23 protein-coding genes and 3 tRNA genes are annotated in these 21,959 nt (G+C 38.2%); 25 read left to right on the top strand and 1 reads right to left on the bottom strand.

Annotated features, from left to right (window positions below; translation table 11 throughout):
• Nucleotides 1-3 precede the first annotated feature (3 nt).
• The 12 genes from INP93_RS05620 (at nt 4) to INP93_RS05565 (ending at nt 8,806) form a co-directional block, all read left to right on the top strand.
• Nucleotides 4-79, top strand: a tRNA-Gly gene (locus INP93_RS05620).
• 7 nt (nt 80-86) lie between these two features.
• Nucleotides 87-160, top strand: a tRNA-Cys gene (locus INP93_RS05615).
• A 28-nt stretch (nt 161-188) separates the two neighbouring features.
• Nucleotides 189-275: transfer RNA gene (locus tag INP93_RS05610), tRNA-Leu, on the top strand.
• 75 nt (nt 276-350) lie between these two features.
• Nucleotides 351-1,187, top strand: a complete 837-nt coding sequence (locus tag INP93_RS05605; protein WP_005653598.1) for a ParA family protein — start codon at nt 351-353, stop codon at nt 1,185-1,187.
• 1 nt (nt 1,188) lies between these two features.
• Nucleotides 1,189-2,544 carry a replicative DNA helicase gene (gene dnaB / locus INP93_RS05600; protein ID WP_146294048.1) on the top strand — a complete coding sequence of 452 codons (1,356 nt, stop codon included), beginning with the start codon at nt 1,189-1,191 and terminating at the stop codon, nt 2,542-2,544.
• Nucleotides 2,537-4,237 carry a ParB family protein gene (locus INP93_RS05595; protein WP_197544363.1) on the top strand — a complete coding sequence of 567 codons (1,701 nt, stop codon included), beginning with the start codon at nt 2,537-2,539 and terminating at the stop codon, nt 4,235-4,237. The genes dnaB and INP93_RS05595 overlap by 8 nt, the downstream gene beginning before the upstream one ends.
• On the top strand, nt 4,237-4,788 hold the full coding sequence (locus INP93_RS05590) for a DUF2857 domain-containing protein (RefSeq protein ID WP_070583335.1): 552 nt from the start codon (nt 4,237-4,239) through the stop codon (nt 4,786-4,788). Before INP93_RS05595 ends, INP93_RS05590 begins: the two co-directional genes overlap by 1 nt.
• 149 nt (nt 4,789-4,937) lie before the next feature.
• Complete coding sequence (locus INP93_RS05585; RefSeq protein ID WP_197544362.1) at nt 4,938-6,161, top strand: STY4528 family pathogenicity island replication protein; 1,224 nt, start codon at nt 4,938-4,940, stop codon at nt 6,159-6,161.
• 188 nt (nt 6,162-6,349) lie between these two features.
• On the top strand, nt 6,350-7,105 hold the full coding sequence (locus INP93_RS05580; RefSeq protein WP_014064999.1) for a PFL_4669 family integrating conjugative element protein: 756 nt from the start codon (nt 6,350-6,352) through the stop codon (nt 7,103-7,105).
• A gap of 14 nt (nt 7,106-7,119) precedes the next feature.
• Nucleotides 7,120-7,593, top strand: a complete 474-nt coding sequence (locus INP93_RS05575) for a DUF3158 family protein (RefSeq protein WP_005653583.1) — start codon at nt 7,120-7,122, stop codon at nt 7,591-7,593.
• Between the two features lie 245 nt (nt 7,594-7,838).
• Nucleotides 7,839-8,261, top strand: a complete 423-nt coding sequence (locus INP93_RS05570; RefSeq protein WP_005687556.1) for a single-stranded DNA-binding protein — start codon at nt 7,839-7,841, stop codon at nt 8,259-8,261.
• A 26-nt stretch (nt 8,262-8,287) separates the two neighbouring features.
• The gene (locus INP93_RS05565) at nt 8,288-8,806 is read left to right on the top strand and encodes a membrane lipoprotein lipid attachment site-containing protein (RefSeq protein WP_005687559.1); all 519 of its coding nucleotides are present in this window, start codon (nt 8,288-8,290) and stop codon (nt 8,804-8,806) included.
• Between the two features lie 215 nt (nt 8,807-9,021).
• Here INP93_RS05565 and INP93_RS05560 read toward each other — a convergent pair whose 3' ends face one another.
• Nucleotides 9,022-9,579 carry a plasmid fertility inhibition factor family protein gene (locus INP93_RS05560; protein WP_011271830.1) on the bottom strand — a complete coding sequence of 186 codons (558 nt, stop codon included), beginning with the start codon at nt 9,577-9,579 and terminating at the stop codon, nt 9,022-9,024.
• A gap of 90 nt (nt 9,580-9,669) precedes the next feature.
• On the opposite strand from INP93_RS05560, the gene INP93_RS05555 reads away from it, so the two are divergent.
• The 13 genes from INP93_RS05555 (at nt 9,670) to INP93_RS05495 (ending at nt 21,883) form a co-directional block, all read left to right on the top strand.
• Complete coding sequence (locus tag INP93_RS05555; protein ID WP_070868817.1) at nt 9,670-11,715, top strand: DNA topoisomerase III; 2,046 nt, start codon at nt 9,670-9,672, stop codon at nt 11,713-11,715.
• An 884-nt stretch (nt 11,716-12,599) separates the two neighbouring features.
• A complete protein-coding gene (locus tag INP93_RS05550) occupies nt 12,600-13,028 on the top strand; it encodes an STY4534 family ICE replication protein (protein WP_011271832.1) in 429 nt (142 codons plus the stop codon).
• A gap of 114 nt (nt 13,029-13,142) precedes the next feature.
• On the top strand, nt 13,143-13,784 hold the full coding sequence (locus INP93_RS05545) for a DUF3560 domain-containing protein (protein ID WP_102703741.1): 642 nt from the start codon (nt 13,143-13,145) through the stop codon (nt 13,782-13,784).
• 138 nt (nt 13,785-13,922) lie between these two features.
• Nucleotides 13,923-14,393 (top strand): RadC family protein, encoded by a 471-nt coding sequence (gene radC / locus INP93_RS05540; RefSeq protein ID WP_197544361.1) that lies wholly within the window; start codon nt 13,923-13,925, stop codon nt 14,391-14,393.
• A gap of 92 nt (nt 14,394-14,485) precedes the next feature.
• Nucleotides 14,486-15,082, top strand: coding sequence for a hypothetical protein (locus INP93_RS05535; RefSeq protein WP_049370071.1), 597 nt, complete (start codon nt 14,486-14,488; stop codon nt 15,080-15,082).
• Between the two features lie 90 nt (nt 15,083-15,172).
• On the top strand, nt 15,173-15,904 hold the full coding sequence (locus tag INP93_RS05530) for a TraX family protein (protein WP_197544360.1): 732 nt from the start codon (nt 15,173-15,175) through the stop codon (nt 15,902-15,904).
• Between the two features lie 98 nt (nt 15,905-16,002).
• Nucleotides 16,003-16,629, top strand: a complete 627-nt coding sequence (gene pilL2, locus INP93_RS05525; RefSeq protein ID WP_014064986.1) for a PFGI-1 class ICE element type IV pilus protein PilL2 — start codon at nt 16,003-16,005, stop codon at nt 16,627-16,629.
• A gap of 3 nt (nt 16,630-16,632) precedes the next feature.
• On the top strand, nt 16,633-17,373 hold the full coding sequence (locus tag INP93_RS05520; protein ID WP_049370069.1) for a TIGR03759 family integrating conjugative element protein: 741 nt from the start codon (nt 16,633-16,635) through the stop codon (nt 17,371-17,373).
• The gene (locus INP93_RS05515; protein ID WP_197544359.1) at nt 17,352-18,110 is read left to right on the top strand and encodes a transglycosylase SLT domain-containing protein; all 759 of its coding nucleotides are present in this window, start codon (nt 17,352-17,354) and stop codon (nt 18,108-18,110) included. The genes INP93_RS05520 and INP93_RS05515 overlap by 22 nt, the downstream gene beginning before the upstream one ends.
• 15 nt (nt 18,111-18,125) lie before the next feature.
• Nucleotides 18,126-18,632 (top strand): integrating conjugative element protein, encoded by a 507-nt coding sequence (locus INP93_RS05510; RefSeq protein WP_197544358.1) that lies wholly within the window; start codon nt 18,126-18,128, stop codon nt 18,630-18,632.
• Complete coding sequence (gene traD, locus INP93_RS05505; RefSeq protein ID WP_197544357.1) at nt 18,629-20,878, top strand: type IV conjugative transfer system coupling protein TraD; 2,250 nt, start codon at nt 18,629-18,631, stop codon at nt 20,876-20,878. Before INP93_RS05510 ends, traD begins: the two co-directional genes overlap by 4 nt.
• On the top strand, nt 20,862-21,197 hold the full coding sequence (locus tag INP93_RS05500; RefSeq protein WP_049370066.1) for a hypothetical protein: 336 nt from the start codon (nt 20,862-20,864) through the stop codon (nt 21,195-21,197). The genes traD and INP93_RS05500 overlap by 17 nt, the downstream gene beginning before the upstream one ends.
• Nucleotides 21,197-21,883: a TIGR03747 family integrating conjugative element membrane protein gene (locus INP93_RS05495; RefSeq protein ID WP_005687582.1), complete on the top strand. Its 687-nt coding sequence runs from the start codon at nt 21,197-21,199 to the stop codon at nt 21,881-21,883. The genes INP93_RS05500 and INP93_RS05495 overlap by 1 nt, the downstream gene beginning before the upstream one ends.
• Nucleotides 21,884-21,959: the final 76 nt, after the last annotated feature.

The raw sequence follows: 21,959 nt of genomic DNA, 5'->3' as shown, positions 1-21,959 counted from the left end.
TATGCGGGAATAGCTCAGTTGGTAGAGCACGACCTTGCCAAGGTCGGGGTCGCGAGTTCGAGCCTCGTTTCCCGCTCCAAACTAACGGCGTGTTAGCAAAGCGGTTATGCACTGGATTGCAAATCCATGTAGCTCGGTTCGACTCCGGGACACGCCTCCATAACCACGCAGTTAGTTAATCACTCGATGCCCGAGTGGTGGAATCGGTAGACACAAGGGATTTAAAATCCCTCGCCTTTCGAGGCGTGCCAGTTCAAGTCTGGCTTCGGGCACCATCTAATTCCAAACCAATAATCAGTACCTAGTCCAATACTTAACTTTAATTTTTAATTATCGTTAGGTGAGGAATTATGGACTTCTCTTCTATTTCTAAAAAACCTTATATTATTACTGTCGCTTGTACTAAAGGCGGTTCTGCAAAAAGTACAAATGCTGCCAATATTGGGGCGTTCTGCGCTGACCACGGTTTAAGAACTCTTCTTATTGATACTGATACTCAACCAACCTTAAGCTCTTATTATGCTTTAACTGAAGAAGCTCCCGGTGGTATTTATGAGTTTTTAACCCGTCGTGATATTGAACCTTCCCATATCATTTCAAAAACATCCATTCCAAATTTGGATTTAATTCAATCAAATGACCCATCAAACAATGTAAGTCAAACTCTACGTAATGCCCCTGATGGTGCAATTCGATTTAGTCACTTAATTAAAAACATTGATAATTATGATGTTATTGTGGTTGATACTCGAGGTACTAGAGACATTACTGTCGATATGTCTGTCTTAGCAGCTGACATCCTATTCTGCCCTATTCTTCCACACATTCTTTCTGCGAAAGAATTTATCCGTGGAACTATCGGAATGTATCAAGATTTAGAAACCTTTGAATCATTTGGCTTCAAATTACCACCTCTCAAAGCTATCGCAAATTGCGTTGATAATACTAATGACGTGAAATTTGTACTCAATCAATTGCATGTCCTATTTGAAACCAATTTTGATGAAAGCAAAACCTTCCTTGATTTTTCAATCCCTGCGCATGTGGCATATAGAGAAGCTGCAACTTATTCATTGCCAGTTTATCGCCATAGCCAAGCTGAATATCCTGTTATCAAAGAACTGTGTTGCTTGTTACTCCCTCAATTTAAAACACTTTTTGATAAACCAATGAAAAAGGAAGGCTAATATGACTGATAAACTTATTGCTTCTATTGAAGCGGAAAGTGCGGTCATTGGTGCTCTCATTATTGATAATGACAAATTTGATGAGATCGCAACTTTACTGCGCTCTGATGATTTTTATGTCTCAGCTCATAAAGTATTGTTTGAAGGTGTTAGCCATCTATTAACACAAGGAAAACCCGCTGATATTTTAACTTTGGAGCAGTATTTCAAAGATAAAAAACTGATTGATCAGATAGGGGGATTAGCATACTTAGCTGACATTATTCACAATACCCCTTCTGCATCTAATATCACTGCGTATGCTGAGATTATTTCTCGTTATAGCAAACAACGTCGTTTTTTGACTCTGGGCCAGTTTATTGTAACTGAAATGCAATCTTCAAAAGATGAGATTGAATTAACTTCTTTTGAGGAAAGTGTTGATAAGCAATATACCAATATTGTCATCGAACAAGAGACGGATGGTGTTGCTGATCTTAATGCAAGTTTCGAGCGAATCCTTTCTCGCATGGAAACGTCCTCTATTAATGCCGATCCAGTTAGTGGAACACCAACAGGCATTATTGAATTAGATAGAGCAACAACAGGCGGTCAACCAGGAGAACTTATCATTATTGCAGCTCGTCCAGCAATGGGTAAAACAACCTTTGCACAAACGATTGCCGCAAGTACGTTAGATAAATTTCCTGACAGCCCTATCCAATTTTACAGTCAAGAAATGCCAGCTGATCAACTATTAGAACGTTTTATGGCAATGCGCTCTCGCGTCAGCTTGCAATCTATTCGTCAAGCGACTGAGCTTGAAGAGGAAGAATGGACTCGCCTTGCTAATGCAATGGGGACAATTAAAAAAGACTGGAAAGGTCGTTTGTTAATTGATGATGAAGCTTCTTTAACACCTCATCGTTTACGCGCCAAAGTACGTAAAAACACTCGTCTATACGGCAAACCTAAAGCGATTTTCATTGATTATATCCAACTAATGAGAACTGGAAATAAAACTGAAAATCGCAATTTAGAACTTGCCGAAATATCCAATGATTTAAAGAAATTAGCCAAAGAAACTGGATGCCCAATTTATGCATTATCTCAACTAAACCGAGGTTTAGAAAATCGAGCTAATAAGCGTCCAATCAATGCCGACTTACGTGACTCCGGCTCTCTTGAACAAGATGCTGATGTCATCATTCATCTTTATAGAGATGAAATCTATAACCCTGACACAGAAGATAAAGGCATTGCGGAAATCATCATTGGTAAACAGCGTAATGGCCCGTTAGCCACAGTAAAAACACTGTTTCAAGGTCAATACAGCATTTTTGAGAATTTAACGACACAGGATAGATATTATGAATAATCCATTTATTGCTAAAAATAAAAAACAACAAAGTCAATTAGACGCGATTGCGAAAGGATTAAATGTTCAACCTATTAATAATCAGTCTGCTGCTTATCAAACAACAACAGCAACACATTATCCTGCGCAATCTAAATACATTACCGTTACGTTAGATAAATTACGCCCTTATGAACACAACCCTCGTAAGACACGTAATCCTAACTTTGAAATGATTAAAGAGTCAATTCGTCGTCGTGGTCTTGATCACAAACCCAATATCACTCAACGACCTGGTGAACCTTTCTATATCATTGCTGACGGTGGGAATACTCGTATTCAAGCATTAAAAGAACTATTTACAGAGACTCAAGATCAACGTTTTTGGTCTATTGAATGCTTATATAAACCTTGGAAAGGTGAAAGTGCTGATAGCGTAGAAGCGGAATTAGATTTGCTTATTGGTCATTTAATTGAAAATGATACACGTGCAGATTTAACCTTTATTGAGAAGGCGTTAGGAATTCAGCAAGCCAAAGAATACTACGAGAAAAAGTTAGGAAAAGCACTTTCTTCTCGTGAACTATCTACTGAGTTAGAAAAAGACGGATATATCATATCTCATACTTTAATTGCCAAGATGGAAAAGTGCATAAACTTCCTATATCCATATATTCCTGATGTGTTATTTAATGGTTTAGGTCATGCGCCAATTGATAAATTGCTTGCGATTCGTAATAACGCCTTAGCCATTTGGCAAAATTATCAATTTGAATTAGATGTGACCTTTGATGAAATTTGGGGACACAGCCTAGCTCGTTGTAATGATGACCAACCGTTTCATATCAAAATCTTCCAAGACCATCTCATTGATGAAATGTCATCCATGTTAGGTGATCGTGTAAGTTATGAAGTCCTTTACCTTGAAATTGATCTCGATGAGCAAAAATTCAAGAAAATGGCGCAAAAACAACACGAAATACAGCAAAGCGTACAAGAAAGCATCCAAGATGTTCAAGCGTTTAATACACCACAGCCACAAGAAACCGCATTAGATACATTATCTCAACCTAGTGTAGTCACTACTCCAAAAATGACTACTACTGAAAAAAAATCAATACCTGCGCCAGCATTAAAGCAAGCAAGTGTTGAAATTTCTCCTTCATTTGAGGATGAAGCAGATAATAAAACAGAGGATGAAGAGTTTGATGAAACTAATGCTAATTCAGAAGGGCTTTCTTTTGATTTTGCTAAAAATTTAACTCAACAATTTGGCATTACTCCTGGCATGAGCATTCAGGAGCAACGTCAACAACGTGCAGAAGAAAATGGATTAGGCTTTGCTTGCGTAGGCCGTCAACCAGTTGATGATATTTGGAAAATTTATCCTGGTCGTCAGCATAAAGTAGAAGCTTATTCACTAGCACTCGACATTGCGGAAAGTGTTGGATTAACTGACTACATTGAACATGTAGTAAAAGAGCCTGTTGATTACACTTACCGCGTAAAACCATTAGATAAAGATGTGAGCGGTGTAGCACAGATGTGTTATGACTTCTTAAATTTATTACAAACAGATGTGCACCCACAGACATCTTTCACCTTATTACCGGAATATTTACTCAATACTCAAGAAATTGATGATACCACGCTAGTTAAATTATTCCGTTTAATTCGCCTCGTTCGCTATATTCGTTCAGAAGGAGATGCATAATGAGCATGTTCAGCAATTTAAACCAAGTGGTATTGAATGAGATTTTGGTTAATTTACAAGAAGGCAATATCAATGTTTGCCGGAACTATGGTTTCTCAAAACAAGAATTGCAAGAAATTGAAAAACTCAGCACAGAGGAAGTTTATGAACTGGCTAACACCAAAGCTCCCTTTGCCAAAGTTGAAATTAATCACGATGCATTTTGGCGATTAGTGGCTCGAGTACGCATGTCGTCACAAGAACGTCGCCTTATTGATCGCGCATTAATGTTAGGTGCATCCATCCAAATGCTCAATTCCTACTTCGGCTTAACCACTTCAAAAGTATCTGCTCGTCGTAGCCTACTTGGAAAACAAGAACCAATGGGACGTAAGCCAGCTGCAACCGAAGAGGAAGAAAAATTAATTTGGGACTTATGGCAAGATCATAAAGGTGATGTTCAAACAATTGAATCAACAGAAGGACTAGAGCTGTTAATTTTAATTGCGGAAGAAACCGGTATTAATTTAACTGAAATCTGGAAACTTGTTAGCCGCTGGAATGCAGCTTAAAAAACATAACGCCCAACCTAGTGCGTTACGTTAAGTTGGGCGTTATTCATATCGTTAGTAAGGAACTTGGGAAAGTTCATTGGCTATTGTAAAGATGTTTAAGCACATTGCAACAATAAAAATGAAATATTCTCAGAGAGAATTAAATTATGGAAACAAAATTACAAGAGCATGGGTTGCTCTTTTTTGGCAACCAGCATGAAACAGTTCCAACTCGTTTGCTATTTGATCCTTATTTAACATCAAGAGCAAAATTGGCATGGCAACTTATAAAATACAAAGCAAGAGAATTTCAATCAGGCATGTTCCCATCATACGAAGTGCTTGCAAAATTACTTTCAGATAAACCTTATGATGAAGCAGAACTCTCGCGTAAGCTAGTTAGCCAAACGTTGTTATTACTTAGATTAACTCGTTGGCTAACACTTTGTGAAACTGTACGTAATGAGCAAGGTCAAGTATTGGGTAATTTTTACATCCTTCATGATGAACCTATGCCAATCATTGATACGATTCAATTAAACCATGATTACATCGCACTCCTTGAAAAATCCATTCAGCATCGAGATAACTTTGTGCGAGGTGTAGCAAACCATATTGTAGAAAACCTGCTCTCGGATAATACTCAGTGGCATTATATTTCTCACATTGACTGGATGCGAGCTCGCCTTCAAGACTATCAAAAACGTCCAAAAATGGATATTTCAGAGCAAGAAGAATCAACATTTATTCAAGAAAACTTACTAAGTTCCAATAAGGAACTCAGTGAAAAAACAGGGGAACTCAGTAAAAATCACCTTAGTTCCAAAATGGAACTCAGTAAAATCAAGCAGAGTTCCAAAAGGGAACTCAGTACCCAAAATGATGATAAGTCATTGATTTCAGACTTAGTTCCAAAAGGGAACTCAGGTTTTTCACAGTACAGTACAAGTACTAGTATTTATATAAATACGTACTGTACTGGTAATGCGGATGAAATTGACTGGCCGACTAATATTCAGTTTTCATCATTGGAAAAAACAGCAATTATGCAAGCAATGCGTGGACTTGATTTAGGAATCTGTAAAGCGATTTTATTTGAGCTTGAACAGCGTGTGATAAAAGGTGAAGTGAAAAAACCACAAGGCTATGTAGTGACATTAATCCAACGTGCACACCGTGGTGAATTTAAACCATATTTGTATGAACAATTTTTGGCTACACAAGCGCAATCATTATCATCAAAAAATCGGTTATCACAACATGATGAAACTAGCTTAGTTAATAATGTGAAAGCCGATAGCGCAATAAAACCAATGCGAGTGCAATCTGAAGAAGAGCGAAAAGCGAGAGCTGATCGCATTCGACAATTTAAGGCTTCAATTTGCAATTGAATAAGCTGTATAAAAAGTGAATAGTGTAGAAGGATTCTACAAAGTACAAAAATTAACCACTGTAAAGGGGCTTTACAAAGTACAAATTTTAACCAGTGTGCTAGGGTTGCACAGTGAACAAAAATTAACCACTGTAAAGGGGCTTTACAAAGTACAAATTTTAATCAAATAATGAAAGGTGACATAACATGACAACAACATACAACCAACAACTTGGGCCGTTACGCAGTGAGATTACATTTACGCTTCATACTCAGTATGCAACACGTCTTTGGAATGGTCGTGACTTAGTTAAAAATGAAGCCGGGGAAGTCGTTACATCATCAATTCTCAGTATTCCTAATGCTCTATCTCTATTGAGTCAAATTCAGCAAGCTGCCGAACAAGATGATCCTTATGCTGATGATTATCTACTTCGTTTTGAACAAAAAGTCTTAGGGTTTAGAAAAGAGATGCAAGATATGACCTGGAGAATGGTTAATCTCTACAGTGAGAAAATCCCTGAAAACTTTCAAATTGAGCGTTGCGCCAATATTGCTCCGATTCAATACCCTATTTTTGTGAATACTCAGCTGGGTTATCAATTATTGTATCTTTTGGCTGATTTTGATTCGTTAGCTCGTACAGTGATGACCGCTTCACATATTGCATTACTTACAAAAGATGATGCGTATGATTGGTTAGAATCCGGTGCTAAATTAATTCGTCGTGCATTTGGTGTGCTTGAGAATTACCGAAATTCCGGTATTACACGCCAAGATGCGCTTGAAAATAACGCTCGCTATCAAGCTGCTGTAAAACGTATGAAATATACCTTAACGCCTGATGTGCTTTCCGGTACAACACGTGCAACATTTGCTCCAACAATTAAAAAATCATCACTTGCTGAATCAGATGATAATGGCTCTGTTGAAGTCAAAATTACAGCAAATAAAACTGAATAATGGAGATTGGGATTATGGATAACGTGCTCATTCCTTCTGATATGTATAAACAATTAGGACGCACAACCCCACTTAATGACTCGCTGAAACAGTTATTCAGTGAGTTAGACTCAGTGCAACAGTATGAATTACTAGCTGAATCCCTTGCTACAGTCCGTGAAGCTTTAATGTTGCAGCAGAATGAAATGTTGCAGAACGTTCGTAAAAGTGAACTTAGTGTATTACCTATTCACATGATCCGAGATAAAGCTTCATCATCCGGTGGGACGTTTTTACGCTGGCGCAGTTTTCAAGCCTCTAAGACTGGTGATGCTGTGTTAAATCCGGTATTTAATAATCCTCAGTTATCTTCAGACTTACGACAAAAACTTGTCTCAGCTGAGAAAGAACGCATTTTGATTAATCTGCAGGTCTCCGTACTAAATTTTATGATGAGACAGGTATCAAGTGCGGTAGATAAAATTAAAGAGATAGAAGATCATTTATAACATTCACATTTGTGAACGTTGGATCTTCTAGTTTGTAATCGGCTAATTTATATAGTTTGTGATCGGCTCACTAAAAGGCCTTTTAAAGGTAAGGGGACAAGCCCCTTACCTTAACGAAAAAAAGCCTTTGCCTTTCGTGGTTGTGTTAAAAAATCTCTGTGTTTTTTACTGAATTTACCCTTAAGGATTAGATGTAAAAAATGCACAATCTTGACAGTTAATTTTGTGATTTAGGAGAAATCAATATGGCTGGAATTAATAAAGTAATTATCGTGGGACATTTAGGTAATGATCCTGAAATGCGAAGCATGCCGAATGGTGAAGCAGTTGCAAATATCAGTGTAGCAACTAGCGAAGCTTGGACGGATAAAAACACCGGTGAACGTCGTGAAGTGACTGAATGGCATCGAATCGTTTTTTATCGCAAATTAGCTGAAATTTGCGGCCAATATCTCAAGAAAGGAGCGCAAGTTTATATTGAAGGACGCTTGCGTACTCGTAAATGGCAAGATCAAAACGGGCAAGATCGTTATACCACGGAAATCCAAGGTGATGTAATGCAAATGTTAGGTACTCGCCCTCAAAGTGCAGATGGTGCAAATAATTCTCAGCCAATGCCACAACAAGATGCATCGGCAAATGCTTTTGATGATTCAATACCATTCTGAACTCAATATAATTAAGGTTAATCGTGATGAAAAAAATAATTTTTGTTTTATCTGCCGTCGCTGCTTTAAGTGGTTGTGCTGAATTAAACTCATTGAATGATGCGGTTGGTAATGTTGCAGGTCAGCTCAGCAGTGTTCTTGGCGGGGGGAATAGTTCCTCTAGTTCTTCCGGTGTGGCTTACACTCAAAGTTCTCGTTCTCATCGCTATAACGTAGAGGATTCAATTACATCATCTAAAAATATTGACTCTCTTTACGTAAAAATTAAACGTAATTTAAAATTCAAAACACGGGAGGAAGCATTAAGTGGATTATCCGGGTATGAGCGTCAACGTTACGAATCGCTTTTAGATGAAGAAGGACATGCTCATGAAGCGACTCCTGGGGTCTATTATCACATGGCAAATAGCTATGTTGGCGGTCGAAAAATTGACATAACGCTTGCAAAAGAGGATGGCAAGGTTAGAATTTCCTGGATTGCATCCTCAAATGAATCTGATTTTGCTCAATTTGTTAAATCAGAAGTGATAAAAGCAATTAAATAATACGACAACATAAACATAGTGTAGGTAATCAATACCTCATTCTCCTTTGCCCCAACCTTAGTGGGGCTTTTTTTATTTCAGTTATTTTTAAATTTCGATACCGATAATAATGATTATTTTGTATGATAGATAACGAAACAAATTTGTTTTTTGAGATCCATCCAAACTTTTCCTTTTCCTCATATTGTTTAATATCTCAAACGTTTACCCCTTGGCTACAAGGGGTATTTTTCTCCTGTAATTGCAAAAAATAAATTAAGTGGCTCAAAATGAAGTGAAGATAATGGGCTTGCATACTTTGACAGAATTTTAGCTTTCTCTTTATGGTTTCTAACCAAAATAGGAAACTCCTTTACACCATTTGCAAGCAACCAAAGCGTTCTTGTCATACCATCATTAAGACTACAGCTTATTTCTCCATCTTTAATATGAACATTTACATCTGCAAGTGGAACTGGAGAATCCATACTTTTAGCAAATCCGTTTTCAGCATGATGAAACTTATAATCTTTTCTCCATGTTGACTCATCGCCCGCACATGTATTTTTATCTACCTCATACGGTGATCGCTGCCATAAAGAAAGAAACTTTTGAGCATCTACGATGACAATCATGTTCTCTTGATTAGCCATATTTTCAATATGCTGTGGATAACGCATATACACGACTTTCTGCTCTCTCGTTTTCATTCTAAAAATAATATATCTATCTCGACCTGAATATCTAAGCGTATCAACCATCACTCCAATTGATGAAGGGGTCAGTTTTATCATGATTTACTCCTCAGTTTAAAAAGAATTCCTAATTGTGGTTTATCTTATTACATCGAAAATATCTCTCAAATATCAATGAGAGAAAACATCATGAAATTATTTTTATGTGAAAAACCATCACAAGGCAATGATATTGCAAAAGTATTAGGTGCGACAAAGCGTGGTGAGGGTTGTTTATCAACACCTGACGGTCAGCTTACAGTTACCTGGGGAATTGGTCATCTAGTAGAGCAATTTAATCCTGAAGAATATGATCCTGCCTTTAAAAAGTGGGCATTTGAGACCTTGCCAATTATCCCGGGTAAATGGGGGCTTTCACCTAAAAAAGAAACAAAAAAACAGTTCAATGTCGTCATGAAACTTATCAAACAAGCTAAACTTGTTGTCATTGCAACCGATATTGATAGAGAGGGCGAAACTATAGCAAGAGAATTGCTGGATTTGGCAGGATTTCGAGGGCAAATAAAACGCCTTTGGTTGTCTGCACTAGATGATACCAGTATTCGCAAAGCCTTGGGCGCACTTAAAAATAATGAGGAGACACTACCTCTTTACTATGCGGGACTTGCACGTAGTCGAGCTGATTGGCTTATTGGTATGAATTTCTCTCGTCTCTATACCTTATTAGCGCAACAACAAGGGTATCAAGGGAAACCTTTAAGTGTTGGTCGGGTACAAACTCCAACATTAAGCTTGGTTGTTAATCGTGACCGTGAGATAAAAAACTTCATTCCTAAGCAACATTTTGCTTTGCAAGTAATGCTTTCTGATGGAAATCAGCATTTTGCTACGCAATACGTTATTCCGGAGCAATATTGCGATCCTGATGGACTTTGTTTGTCTGCCCAAGTTATACAAGCAGCAAATCAGCAAATTCGTCAATTGGGCCAAGCGAAAGTGGAATCAGTTGAAACTAAACGTGAAAGACAAAATGCCCCACTTTGCTTTGCATTAAGTGACTTACAATCAGAAGCTAACCGCCTTTATGGACTGGGTGCGCAAAGAGTATTGGATATAGCTCAATCACTTTATGAGACTCACAAAGCGACAACCTATCCTAGAACAGATTGTGGTTATTTACCGGAGTCTCAGTTTGCAGAAGTGCCTCAAATTATCCAATGTTTGTTGCAATCCGATAATCGATTACAACCCCTTGCAGGTATGTTAAACCTTAATCAAAAATCACGAGTTTGGAATGATAAAAAAATTACTGCTCACCATGGCATTATTCCGACTATGATTAAAGCAGATATTAGCAAAATGTCTGATGAAGAATTAAAGCTCTATGATCTCATACGTCGTCGTTATTTAGCTCAATTCTTACCTGTTTCTGAAACAGATAAGACACAAATTATTTTGAAGTGCGGTCAACATATATTAAGTGCACGTGGGAATGTGCTTATTGCTCCAGGTTGGAAAATTCTATTTGGCAAATCACTTGATGAAGATGATGACGCACCTCAAGCTTTGCCGACGTTAAAGCAAGGACAAATCTGTCAGATTTCTGATTCAGAAATAAAAACCTTACAAACATCACCACCTAATCACTTCACGGAAGGCACATTGCTCACCGCAATGAAAAATGCAGCTCGCTTTGTAACTGATGAGCGTTTAAAACAACGCTTACGAGAAACTGAAGGACTTGGTACAGAAGCCACTCGGGCGGGAACGATTCAAGGTTTGATTGATAAAGGTTTCTTGAAAAAGAAAGGTAAATCACTATTAGCGACAGATGAAGCAATGACACTAATTGATAATTTACCTCAGATGTTAAAAGATCCTGGTTTAACCGCACTTTGGGAGCAAGCGCTCAATCAAATTGCTGAAAGAACGCTTTCGTTAGAAGTGTTTATGCAAAAACAAGAAGTCTTTGTGCGGCATTTGATGGCTGATTGCCTTAAAAAGGGAATAAGTTTGGGGAATATTGAAATTCGTAAATGCCCTAAGTGCGGTGCACCAATGATTAAAAGAAATGGTAAAAATGGGGCTTTTTTTGGGTGTTCTGCTTATCCAAATTGCCAACATATTGAAAATATTGATAGCAAGAAGAATACTAAAAGTACAAAAAATTTAAAGAAAAAGTCGAGTAAAAGTGTGAGTGAGCAAATTTCATCTTTACGAAGCTTATTGAACTAGGATTTAAGCGCCTGTGAATGGCGAGTCCTCAAAAATAGTGCTATACTAAAGCCTTCGTAAGACCGTTCGTGAATTGTCGGTTATCAATTCACACTAGCCAAAAATGATTCCAGCACGCTGAAAGGAATTTCTCACATTGATTAACGCTCCTTGTGAGGTGTGCCACCTAGTTAATCAGAGTAATGATGGAGTAACGCCCCAATTTACTCTCGACTTTTCAAATCGCTGGCCATTGCGGATTTTTAAAGTGTATTGCAAAGTGCATTTTGAAAATTCGCAATGGCTTGCTACTTTCTCCTTACCGGAGCCCACCGGTGAAACAATGGGTGCCCTTTGTGTCAATTTGATGCCACAGATATAACCGATTGATGGCCACAAAGTAATCGGATAAGGCGAGCCGTAAAAATCCGTATATGGTAACGAACGTATCAGTATTTTTATGAATCAAATTAGTTTGGCCTACTTAATTTTTATTTAATCAATCTATAGTCAAAACTATAAGGTCATTCAGGAAACTGGGTGACCTTTTCTTTTGGCTAAAATATCTCCAAATAGAATTTTTAATTTTTTATACATTTAAAGTTTGCTTTAGATTTTAATAACAACAGTTTTTAAGGTGCTGTGAAAACAGCCTTTAAGAAGTTGCACGATTCTTGAGAAGCAACGCCTTGCCTTAGCGCAAGTAGAATCATAGCCAAAATTTTTTCCAGCACACTGAAAGGAGAATCTACGAATAATTCGTAGGTGTGCCACCTTAAACTACCCTTAACCTAAAATAAGATTACTTATTCTAGTTTAATCACAATTTAACCCTTGGCGGGAAACATTTTTCCCGTGTTGGGTAAGGATGTTTCTCCGCTTTTTTACTACTTAGGAGAAACATTATGTCTACTCAAAACGCACAACCAAAATATTTCAATCTTCATACTTCTGGCATTGGTTATTTAAGCGATATTCGCGAAATCAAGCCGAAAAAAGGAGATGCATTTTGGGCTTGTCGAATTGCTGCTCTTACAGGTTCTTCCGATTCTCCGGAATATCGTTTTTTTGATATGAACGTATCCGGTGAAGAAACTGTAAATTTAATCAAACGCTGTCAAGAAGCTGTTGAAGCTAAGAAAAAAGTCTTAGTTTCCTTTGTAATGAGTGATTTGTGGTATGACACATTCACTTATTCAAAAGACAGTGAATATCACAAAAAAGGTGATACTGGCGTGTCGATTAAAGGACGACTCTACCGTATTAACTTTATTAAAGTTGATGGTGAGTTGAAATATCAAGCAAAACGCCAAGATGAGCAAGGGAATGACTAACCTATAAACTGATGAAAGCCAACAACAAGATTTGTTGGCTTTTTCTTTACCCTGAAGGGGAAACTCCCCTTATGGGTGGTTTCTCCTTTTTTATTTCTATTTGAGGAGAAACCTATGAATACTTACGCTAAATTGTGCCCTAATGTTTTTGTTGCTAAATGTCCTGATACTCACCAAAAAGGTGACGTTATCATCTTAACCAGTAAATACGGTAAAGAGACTGAAGTGGAGATTCATAATCTCGTAAAAACCTCTGAGGATGCGTATTTTTATTCCTTCACCCGGTGTGATGGAGTGAATAGTCAAGTTCGTGCAGAACAAAAAGCTGAGCGTTATCAAAACGCAGCTAATAATGCATTAAAACGCAGTGAACAATATTGTGAAGCTGCTAATGAAGGCCGTGAATTTCTTCGCTTGGGGGAACCGATTAAAATCGGTCATCATAGCGAAAAACGTCATAGAGCCTTGATTGAACGTAATGCAAGACGCATGGATAAGTCTATTGAAGAAATGCGTAAAGCAGAAAGTTATGACGGTAAAATCGCTTATTGGGAACAGATGGCAGGGAAAATTGATTTATCCATGCCGGAAAGTCTTGAGTTCTTTAAGTTTGAATTGGAAAAAGCCAAAGAAAAACACCAAGAGCTTAAAGATAAACCTGAATTGCGAACACATGCTTTTTCTCTCACTTATGCTAAAAAAGCAGTCAATGAGCTTGAGAAAAAAGTAAAATTAGCCGAATTACTTTGGGCGTAATGCAAGTCAGACTTTTTAAATAAAGTGGACTCTATTAAAACTATGTACCATTAAAGTGTGTGTTAATTTGACCGCACTTTCACCCATAGGGGATATATCCCTTATGGGCGATATTCCCTATTTAAGAAGGAATATCGAATGTTTGAATTAAACGAGCAACAACAAGCTATTTTAGAACAGGCACAGGTTATTTTAACTAAAGTGATGGAAAAAAAGCCCTTTTACCAAGGTGCACAGGAATTTACTGAGCCATCCATAGCTAAACTCTATTTTCAAACCATTATAGGTAATGAAGAAAGAGAAAATTTCGTGGTACTTTTCTTGGATAGAATCCACAGATTGATTAAATCTGAGGTGATGTTTCAAGGATCTGTTTCAGAAATTTCTGTGTCGATTCGGGAGATTATTCGACAGGCATTAAAGCTAAATGCATCAGCAATTATCATTGGGCACAATCATCCAACTGGAAATGTTGAGCCTAGTGATGCTGACAAATATATAACCAAGAGATTAAAGGAAGCTTGTGAATTAATGGAAATTAAATTACTTGATCACTTTATCGTTTCTGGTTCTGCGTCTTTTTGCTTTACTGATAATCATCTTATTTAGCTAACAACCTTTCACCCATTGGGGGATAACACCCTCAATGGCAGTGTTATCCCCTTTACTTTTTACATTTTAAAAATTTAGGAGAAACACTTATGTGTAAGGAAAATCGTATTTTAGAACTTGGAAAAATCTTCGTCTCTCGTCGTATCTTAGCGGAATTAACTACCGAAAAGATCAATGAGGTCATCTCGTGGCATCAAAATGGCTGCATTATCATGCTGGGGAATAAAGATTGGATTGAAAAACCGCCACATCCGCTTGCAGAAATTGTCATGAATTTCTATCAAGCAGATAATGGTAAAGACACCATTCAACTCTCTACTTCAGTAGATGATGACGGGAATCGAACAACTAAGATTTCTTTTTCTGATGAAAGTGAAGATGAGCAAAGAGGACACTTTGATTGGGATATATATCAATCAAAAAGAACACCACTTAAGTTAGGGGATGTTTCGTGTACTATCTGCGCTAAACAGTTATTGGGAATGCCAACCATTCATCGCTTAATTGAAAAACAATTAAGTTATGATTGGGGTGCTACCAGCGTTGAAGATTGGATTGAAAACGATCATGCCGTAGAGAAGGATAAACGCATTGTGAGCCAGCATTTTGTTGATGGAGAAAGTGTTTTTATCATCACTGAAGCAGATCGTAGTTCTACAACGATTATGCTCGGATATGAATATTAATCTATTTACCTTGAAAGCCTATCTACATAAAGTAGATAGGCTTTTCCTTTTTAGGGTATGATAAATAAAACTCTTTTTAATAGTATAACGATGCCTTATTTAACCTCTTCTCAAACTGAATGTCTAAAATGGTTAGCACTCATTACAATGATTATCGATCATATTGGTGTAGCCTTTTCAAATGCTTACCCTGCTCTATCCTGGTGCCGGGTGATTGGTCGATTTTCCTACGTGGCGTTTGGATTTATCATCGCGCTTAATTTATCTCGAGATAACGTGAACTTTAAAAGTTATTTCACTTGGATGATAGCAACCGCATTTTTATCTGAAATCAGTTTTACGCTTTTCGAGCCTAATTATGACCGTTTAAATGTCCTATTTCAGTTTTTGTCTGTAATCGGGGTAATATGGGTATATAAAAACCGTCAAGACTTAAATAGCTGGGTCATGTTTTTTGGATTGGGCTTTTTTATTATTCTTTCCGCACTCTCTGATTATGGTTTACCTGGGCTTTCATATTGCATTGGTTGTTACCTATTTTTGCAAACAAAAGATACTCAATATCGTCTTATTACGATGCTAACCTGTGTATTGCTCGCACTTTTCGTCAATCACAGTTTTATTGATAATTTCGGGGAAACTATTGTTGAAACAGTTAGTGTCGTCGCTGTTGTAATTGGTACAATAATATTTATTCTTCACCCTAAAGGCCTTCGTCAATGTAATCTCTCAATCTCTCGTATGCCTAAGGCTTTCTTTTACCTTTTTTACCCAGTTCATTTAACAATTATTGTTGGAATAAAATATATTTTTATCAGCTAATTTTTCTATCTTTACTTCAAGAAGAATAAATTATTCAAATTCAGTTGAGAGTTATCCATATTAAGACATTATTTAAATACCTTAATTGGAGCCTCATCATGAAAAAAATTCTATTAACCACGTTTGCATTGGTTGTGCTTTCAGGTTGTGCGCACAGACAAACAGCCGATGAACAACAAGCATTAGAAAATCCAAGTATTCAACAAGGTCAACATCAAGTCTTACAACCGGAAGATCGCATAGTCCGTCCGGATATTTACACAGACTATCAACCTGAACGTACAGAAGTGTTACGTGAAGGTCGTTATACTTTAATTAATTTTTCTCCGGAAGAAGGTCAAAAATACCTTCTTGACCAAAGTGTCTCCGTCAATATGTTAGGCAAAAAGAAACGTGCCTTGACCGCAACTGTTGAACAAGGATTACGTACCACATTAAAAGATACAGGCCTTTCACTTTGTCATGGCTTTGGTCAGAATGAACCAACACTTTCTACGCTTTATTCCCGTCCATTACCAAAAGTACATTATCAATTTGGCCCGATGGCTTTACGTGATGCCCTTCAAATGTTAGCGGGGCCGGCTTATGAAATTACTATCAATGACGTTTCTCGTACCGTTTGTTTTAAATTACGCCCAGCTGTACCGGAACGTGCTACAGGGGAAAAGCCGAAAGTAGAAACCACAACAACGACAACAACCACAACAGAAATCATCGAGGAATAAGCAATGAATCATGTCAAAAAAATATCCTATGTAGCGATGATATTAGGGATGTTTTCTACTGCTGTATTTGCTGAAGTCACTGCGGCTAATACACTTGCTACTCAATCCCTCAATCAACAAAACTTGGTGACAAATAAATTAAATCAACAAGAGTTATTAGCTAAGTCTCAAGAGTGGGGTTTAACTGAGCAAGAATGGCAACGCTACCAAGAGCTAAATCAAGGTGCTCGTGGTATATGGTCGCCAGGTCTTGACCCTTTAACCTCGCTTGGTGTGGAGTCTCGAAATGAGCAGGAAAGAGAGCGTTATGCTCGACTACTGGCAAAAAAAATGCACGACCGCATGGAGCGAGAGCTGCAGTTCCAACGCACTTATGATCGCGTATTTGCTGAAATGTATCCAAATGAGCAACCATTTAAGGTTGAACCTCATATTTCAGAGCGGTTTGGACGGGTGATTTATTTTACTCGCCTAGAAAATTGTGACAAATGTGAAGCGAATGCTGATCGTGTATTGCAATATGTGAATGATAAAACGCCTATAGATATTTATTTTGTTGGCGTGAAGAATAATGAGCAAATCTATAATTGGGCGAAAAAACATAACATCGACCCAAATAAAGTGAATAGAAAATTAATTACCCTTAATCATGATAATGGAGCCTGGTTACAGTATGCAGATGGCAAAATGCCTGCTGCATTCCAAATTCAACAGGATGGGCAATGGCAACAAATCGTCTATTAAAAATCGTATTTAGCTTAATCGGTCTTGGAGTTGCGACTCACTCCGTTGCATTTAATGGCTTTGGAACTGATATTGATGGCTATATTAAAGATGCATCTAATCGCTACCAGGTCGATGAAGCGATGTTACGTGGTTTAGTGAAAATTGAAGATGGGTGGTATGGAAATGTTTCCCCAACCGGGGCAACCGGTGTGGGGCAATTTACCCGGGGCACTTGGAATTGGCTTGCCACAACAGATGAGGGGCGAGCTTTAGGGATGACAATGATCACTCGTTATAATCGAGATACGCCTTTTGACCCGCGCAAAAATAATCGGATAAACACTTTAGCAACCGCACTTTATGCGAGATGGCATATCAATCAGTTTTTTGAGCGGGGCATAAAACCATCCCATGAAAATTTATATCTTGCTCATAATATCGGTATAGATGGTTTACATCGAGCGCTACAAGGTAGAGCAACACGTGAAGATATTCTAAATATGAAGCGCAACGGGATGAAAAAAGGAATGTCGGTACAAGGCTTTCTTGTTTATCAAAGTGAGCGTTTTAATGTCAGTAAACAAATAGCCAATTTCCAGCGTTCTTCCGCTTCACCTCGTTATCAGATTGAGAATAAACCATTGCCAACTAATTTACACTGGGTTTCACCAACAGAAACCGCTATGCGTTGGGTTGAGCCAGCGTCAAATCAAACCAACCAACAAGCTATTCGTTGGCAAAATCCAACCAATTAATACGAGAACAGAATTATGCAGTATAAATCCTTTTTTCTTTCCTTGATCTGTTTAGGTGTTGTGACTCAAGCTCAAGCTGAATTAAAAGTTATTGGGGATTTTGGCGGAGAAAGTGCAGTCCGTTTTTATGAAGCATTGCAACCGGACGAATCAATGGTTCAAGCCTACCCTAACAGCGTTCCTTCAACATTGACCGAAGCGGATATTTTACCTGTTATCTCACATAGAATGACACCGGGCCAAATACAACCAGTTCGAATGAATCTTCCTGGAATGTTACCTATTTTTCTTATTGGAACAGATAACTTATCTAAAAATTGGCTACACGCTAATTATAATTACCTTAAAAAAATTGGAGCAATGGGACTTGTAGTAAGCGTTAAAACAACAAACGAATTAAGTGAGTTACGCCAATTAGCACCGGATTTAACCTTAATGCCAACGCCAGGGGATGACTTAGCTTCAAGATTGAATCTTGCTCACTACCCTGCTTTATTGACTTCAGAAGGATTGTCGCAATGAGTCAAAAACACGTTTTAGAAGGCTTGCTTAGACCGCCTGTTGAGTTTTTCCCAGCTGCCGTCCATGGTACTTGTGCTTTTGTTTGTTGCGGTGCGCCTTGGTCGCTCGCATTAAATCCTCTTATTGGATATGGATTAGGGGCAGCTTTCGCAGGTATGGGAATTATGCGTTTTCGTCAAGGAATGGAAATTGTACGCTATCACCGAAATTTACGCAGACTCCCTCACTATGCTTTGACCAGTCGTCAAATTCCAGTAAGTAAAAAAGCCTTGTTCTTAGGACGAGGCTTTGAATGGGAGCCTAAGCATACGCAACGTCTTTATGACTGCTTCTCTGCAAATGGGCAGATTTATTGGAAAAATGGAAAGTGGTTTAAAGCCGCTCGTGATTATGAAAAAGTGCATGATAATTGGTTATCTCGACTCACTTCAATGGACTCTCCATTAAATCCAGTAAGACCGCTACCGCCAGTTGGCGGTATTCCAGTAATGCATGGTGTAGAGCCGAATGAACGCGATATTATGCTTCCATTAGGCGACCGTGGCGGTCATACCTTAGTATTTGGTACGACTGGTGTAGGGAAAACGCGTTTTGCTGAAGTGCTTGTGACACAAGATATACATCGAGGCAAAACACCTGAAGAGCGTGAAGTGGTTGTCTTTTTCGATCCGAAAGGCGACCCTGACATGTTAAAGCGAATGTATGCTGAAGCGAAACGTGCTGGGCGTGAAAATGAATTTTATGTATTTCACCTAGGCCATCCTGAAATATCTGCTCGTTATAACCCGGTTGGTCGATTTGGTCGAATTTCAGAGGTGGCAGGACGCATTTCCGGGCAATTAAGTGGTGCAGGAAATAGCGCAGCATTTAAAGAGTTTGCGTGGCGTTTTGTGAATATTGTCTCCCGTGCATTGGTTGAAATGGGAAAACGCCCGGACTATGTGCAAATCTCGCGTTTTGTACAAAATATTGATGCACTTTTCTTAGACTACGCCAAACTTCATTTCGATGCTGTCGATAAGAAAATATGGCCAACGTTGGCTTCGGTTGCGGCTAACTTAGATGTAAAAAATTTACCGTTCTCGATGAAAGATAGACCGCTGATTGCTGTTATTAACCAATACATTTTAGAAAATAAGATTTTTGACCCAGTGCTTGAAGGATTATCAAGTGCGGTACGTTACGATAAAACCTATTTTGATAAAATTGTGGCATCGCTTTTACCGTTACTTGAAAAACTCACTACAGGTAAAACTGCAGAGCTTCTCTCGCCTGATTACACTGATATTCATGATGAGCGCCCTATCTTTGATTGGGAATCTATTATTCGTAAAAGAGGGATTGTTTACGTTGGTTTAGACGCGCTATCTGATGCGACTGTCGCTGCAGCTGTGGGTAATAGTATGTTTGCTGATTTGGTATCAATGGCTGGTCATATTTATAAATTTGGCGTAGATGAGGGGTTGCCGGATGCATTTAAAACTAAAAGCAAACCGCCTAAAATCAACCTTCATTGCGATGAGTTTAATGAATTAATGGGGGATGAATTCATTCCACTGATCAATAAAGGTCGTGGTGCGGGAATGCAGGTAACAGCCTATACTCAAACACTTTCAGATATTGAAGCTCGTATTGGAAGTAAAGCGAAAACGGGACAAACAACAGGTAACTTCAATACACTTTTAATGTTCCGGGTAAAAGAGCCGGCCACTGCAGAGTTTTTAACGCGTCAGCTCAACGATGTCACAATTTATCAAAGCATGGTGACATCAAGTACGACAGATAACAGCAATCCGGATGATGGCAAGGCGTTTACGTCTAATACTGGTGAACGTATTTCTGAAAAAATGGTGCCAATGTTATCGCCAGCACATATTACAAATCTACCAAAAGGTCAGGCATTTGCTCTTCTTGAAGGAAGTACGCTTTATAAATTAAGAATGCCTTTACCTGCGGTTGATAAAGATGATGTGATGCCGGAATCACTTCAAGAATTGACGGCTTATATGCGCAAAAACTACCATATTTCTCCAAATTGGTGGCAATCTGCATTTTCTGATTATGCGCCAAGTCAAGATATAGCAACCGCTTTTCAGTCAATGTCATTAAATCGAGCGCCTTCACACGCAGGAGAAGAAATGCTTTTCGGGGATGTTGAAGCTCCAGTTGCTGAAGATATGGAAGATGAAGATATTGATCAGAATGATGATACAGATGAGGATGATTTTGATGACACAGATAATTAATCAGCCGGATATGAACTTGCTTGATATTCCGGATATGAGCGTAGATTTCAATTCAGTCACTAGCTGTTCTTGTGGGCTGGAAAACGCTGATGAATTACTTGATTACTTTTTACCTTATTTGGAAGATTGGAATAATCAGCGTTATACCACACATGAATTTGCGAAAAAGTATGCAAATAAAGGCATCTCACTTTGGACGGCTAATGATGTAAAAAAATCTGAAAATGGCATCCAGGCAATTCAAATTTTTTTAGACGGTGAAGTAAAAGGTTATCTTTTCTTTCACTGTAAATTATCTCCAGCGGGAACATTACAGTAATGGCAGAACAACAAGTCAAAAAAAAGAAAAAGGGTCTTTTTTACTACATTAATGCGGTATTAGCCGCCTTATTGGGTTCCCTGATTTTGAGTATTATTCTTGAATGGTTAGGTATTGCATTTTTATGGCCTGAAGAAGGTCATTTACACAGTCAAAAAATGATGCTAACTGAGCTTGGATGGCTTTCTGATAGTCTAACGAGAGGTCTTTTCTATCATTCTCCAAAAGAGCTGGCTGAAGGTCTTATTTTGTCATTACATGAATGGCTTTTTGTGAAAACAGGTGTAAAAGATTGGTTAGCCAACCCTCGTGAGCATAGTGGCGTAGGTTTGTGGGTGTATCATTATGGGCGAGCTTATATTGAGTCAGTGATTTATGTTTTTATCACCTTTGTTATTCGACTTGTAGTGATTGTTTTTACTTCCCCACTCTTTTTGTTAGCCGCATTTGCGGGCTTTACTGAAGGGTTAATGATGCGTGACCGTCGCAAATTTGGTGCGGGCAGAGAATCTAGTTTTCTTTATCATCATGCACGTCGATTAATTGGCCCGATTATGTTGTCGGCATGGGTATTGTATCTTTCTATCCCAATTTCTATTTACCCGAATATAATTTTGGTGCCAGCTGCATTTCTATTTGGACTATCCATCTGTGTAACGGCAGCGAGCTTTAAAAAATACCTTTAATATTCCTCTATGTTGTCATTATGGGTGCTTATTTTTCCAAGAATAAGCGCCCTTTTTTATCACTAAAAACTGTTTT

The sequence above is a fragment of the Haemophilus parainfluenzae genome, from assembly GCF_014931415.1.
GTDB lineage: Bacteria > Pseudomonadota > Gammaproteobacteria > Enterobacterales > Pasteurellaceae > Haemophilus_D > Haemophilus_D parainfluenzae_AF.
This window is presented reverse-complemented; position numbering and strand designations above follow the sequence as displayed.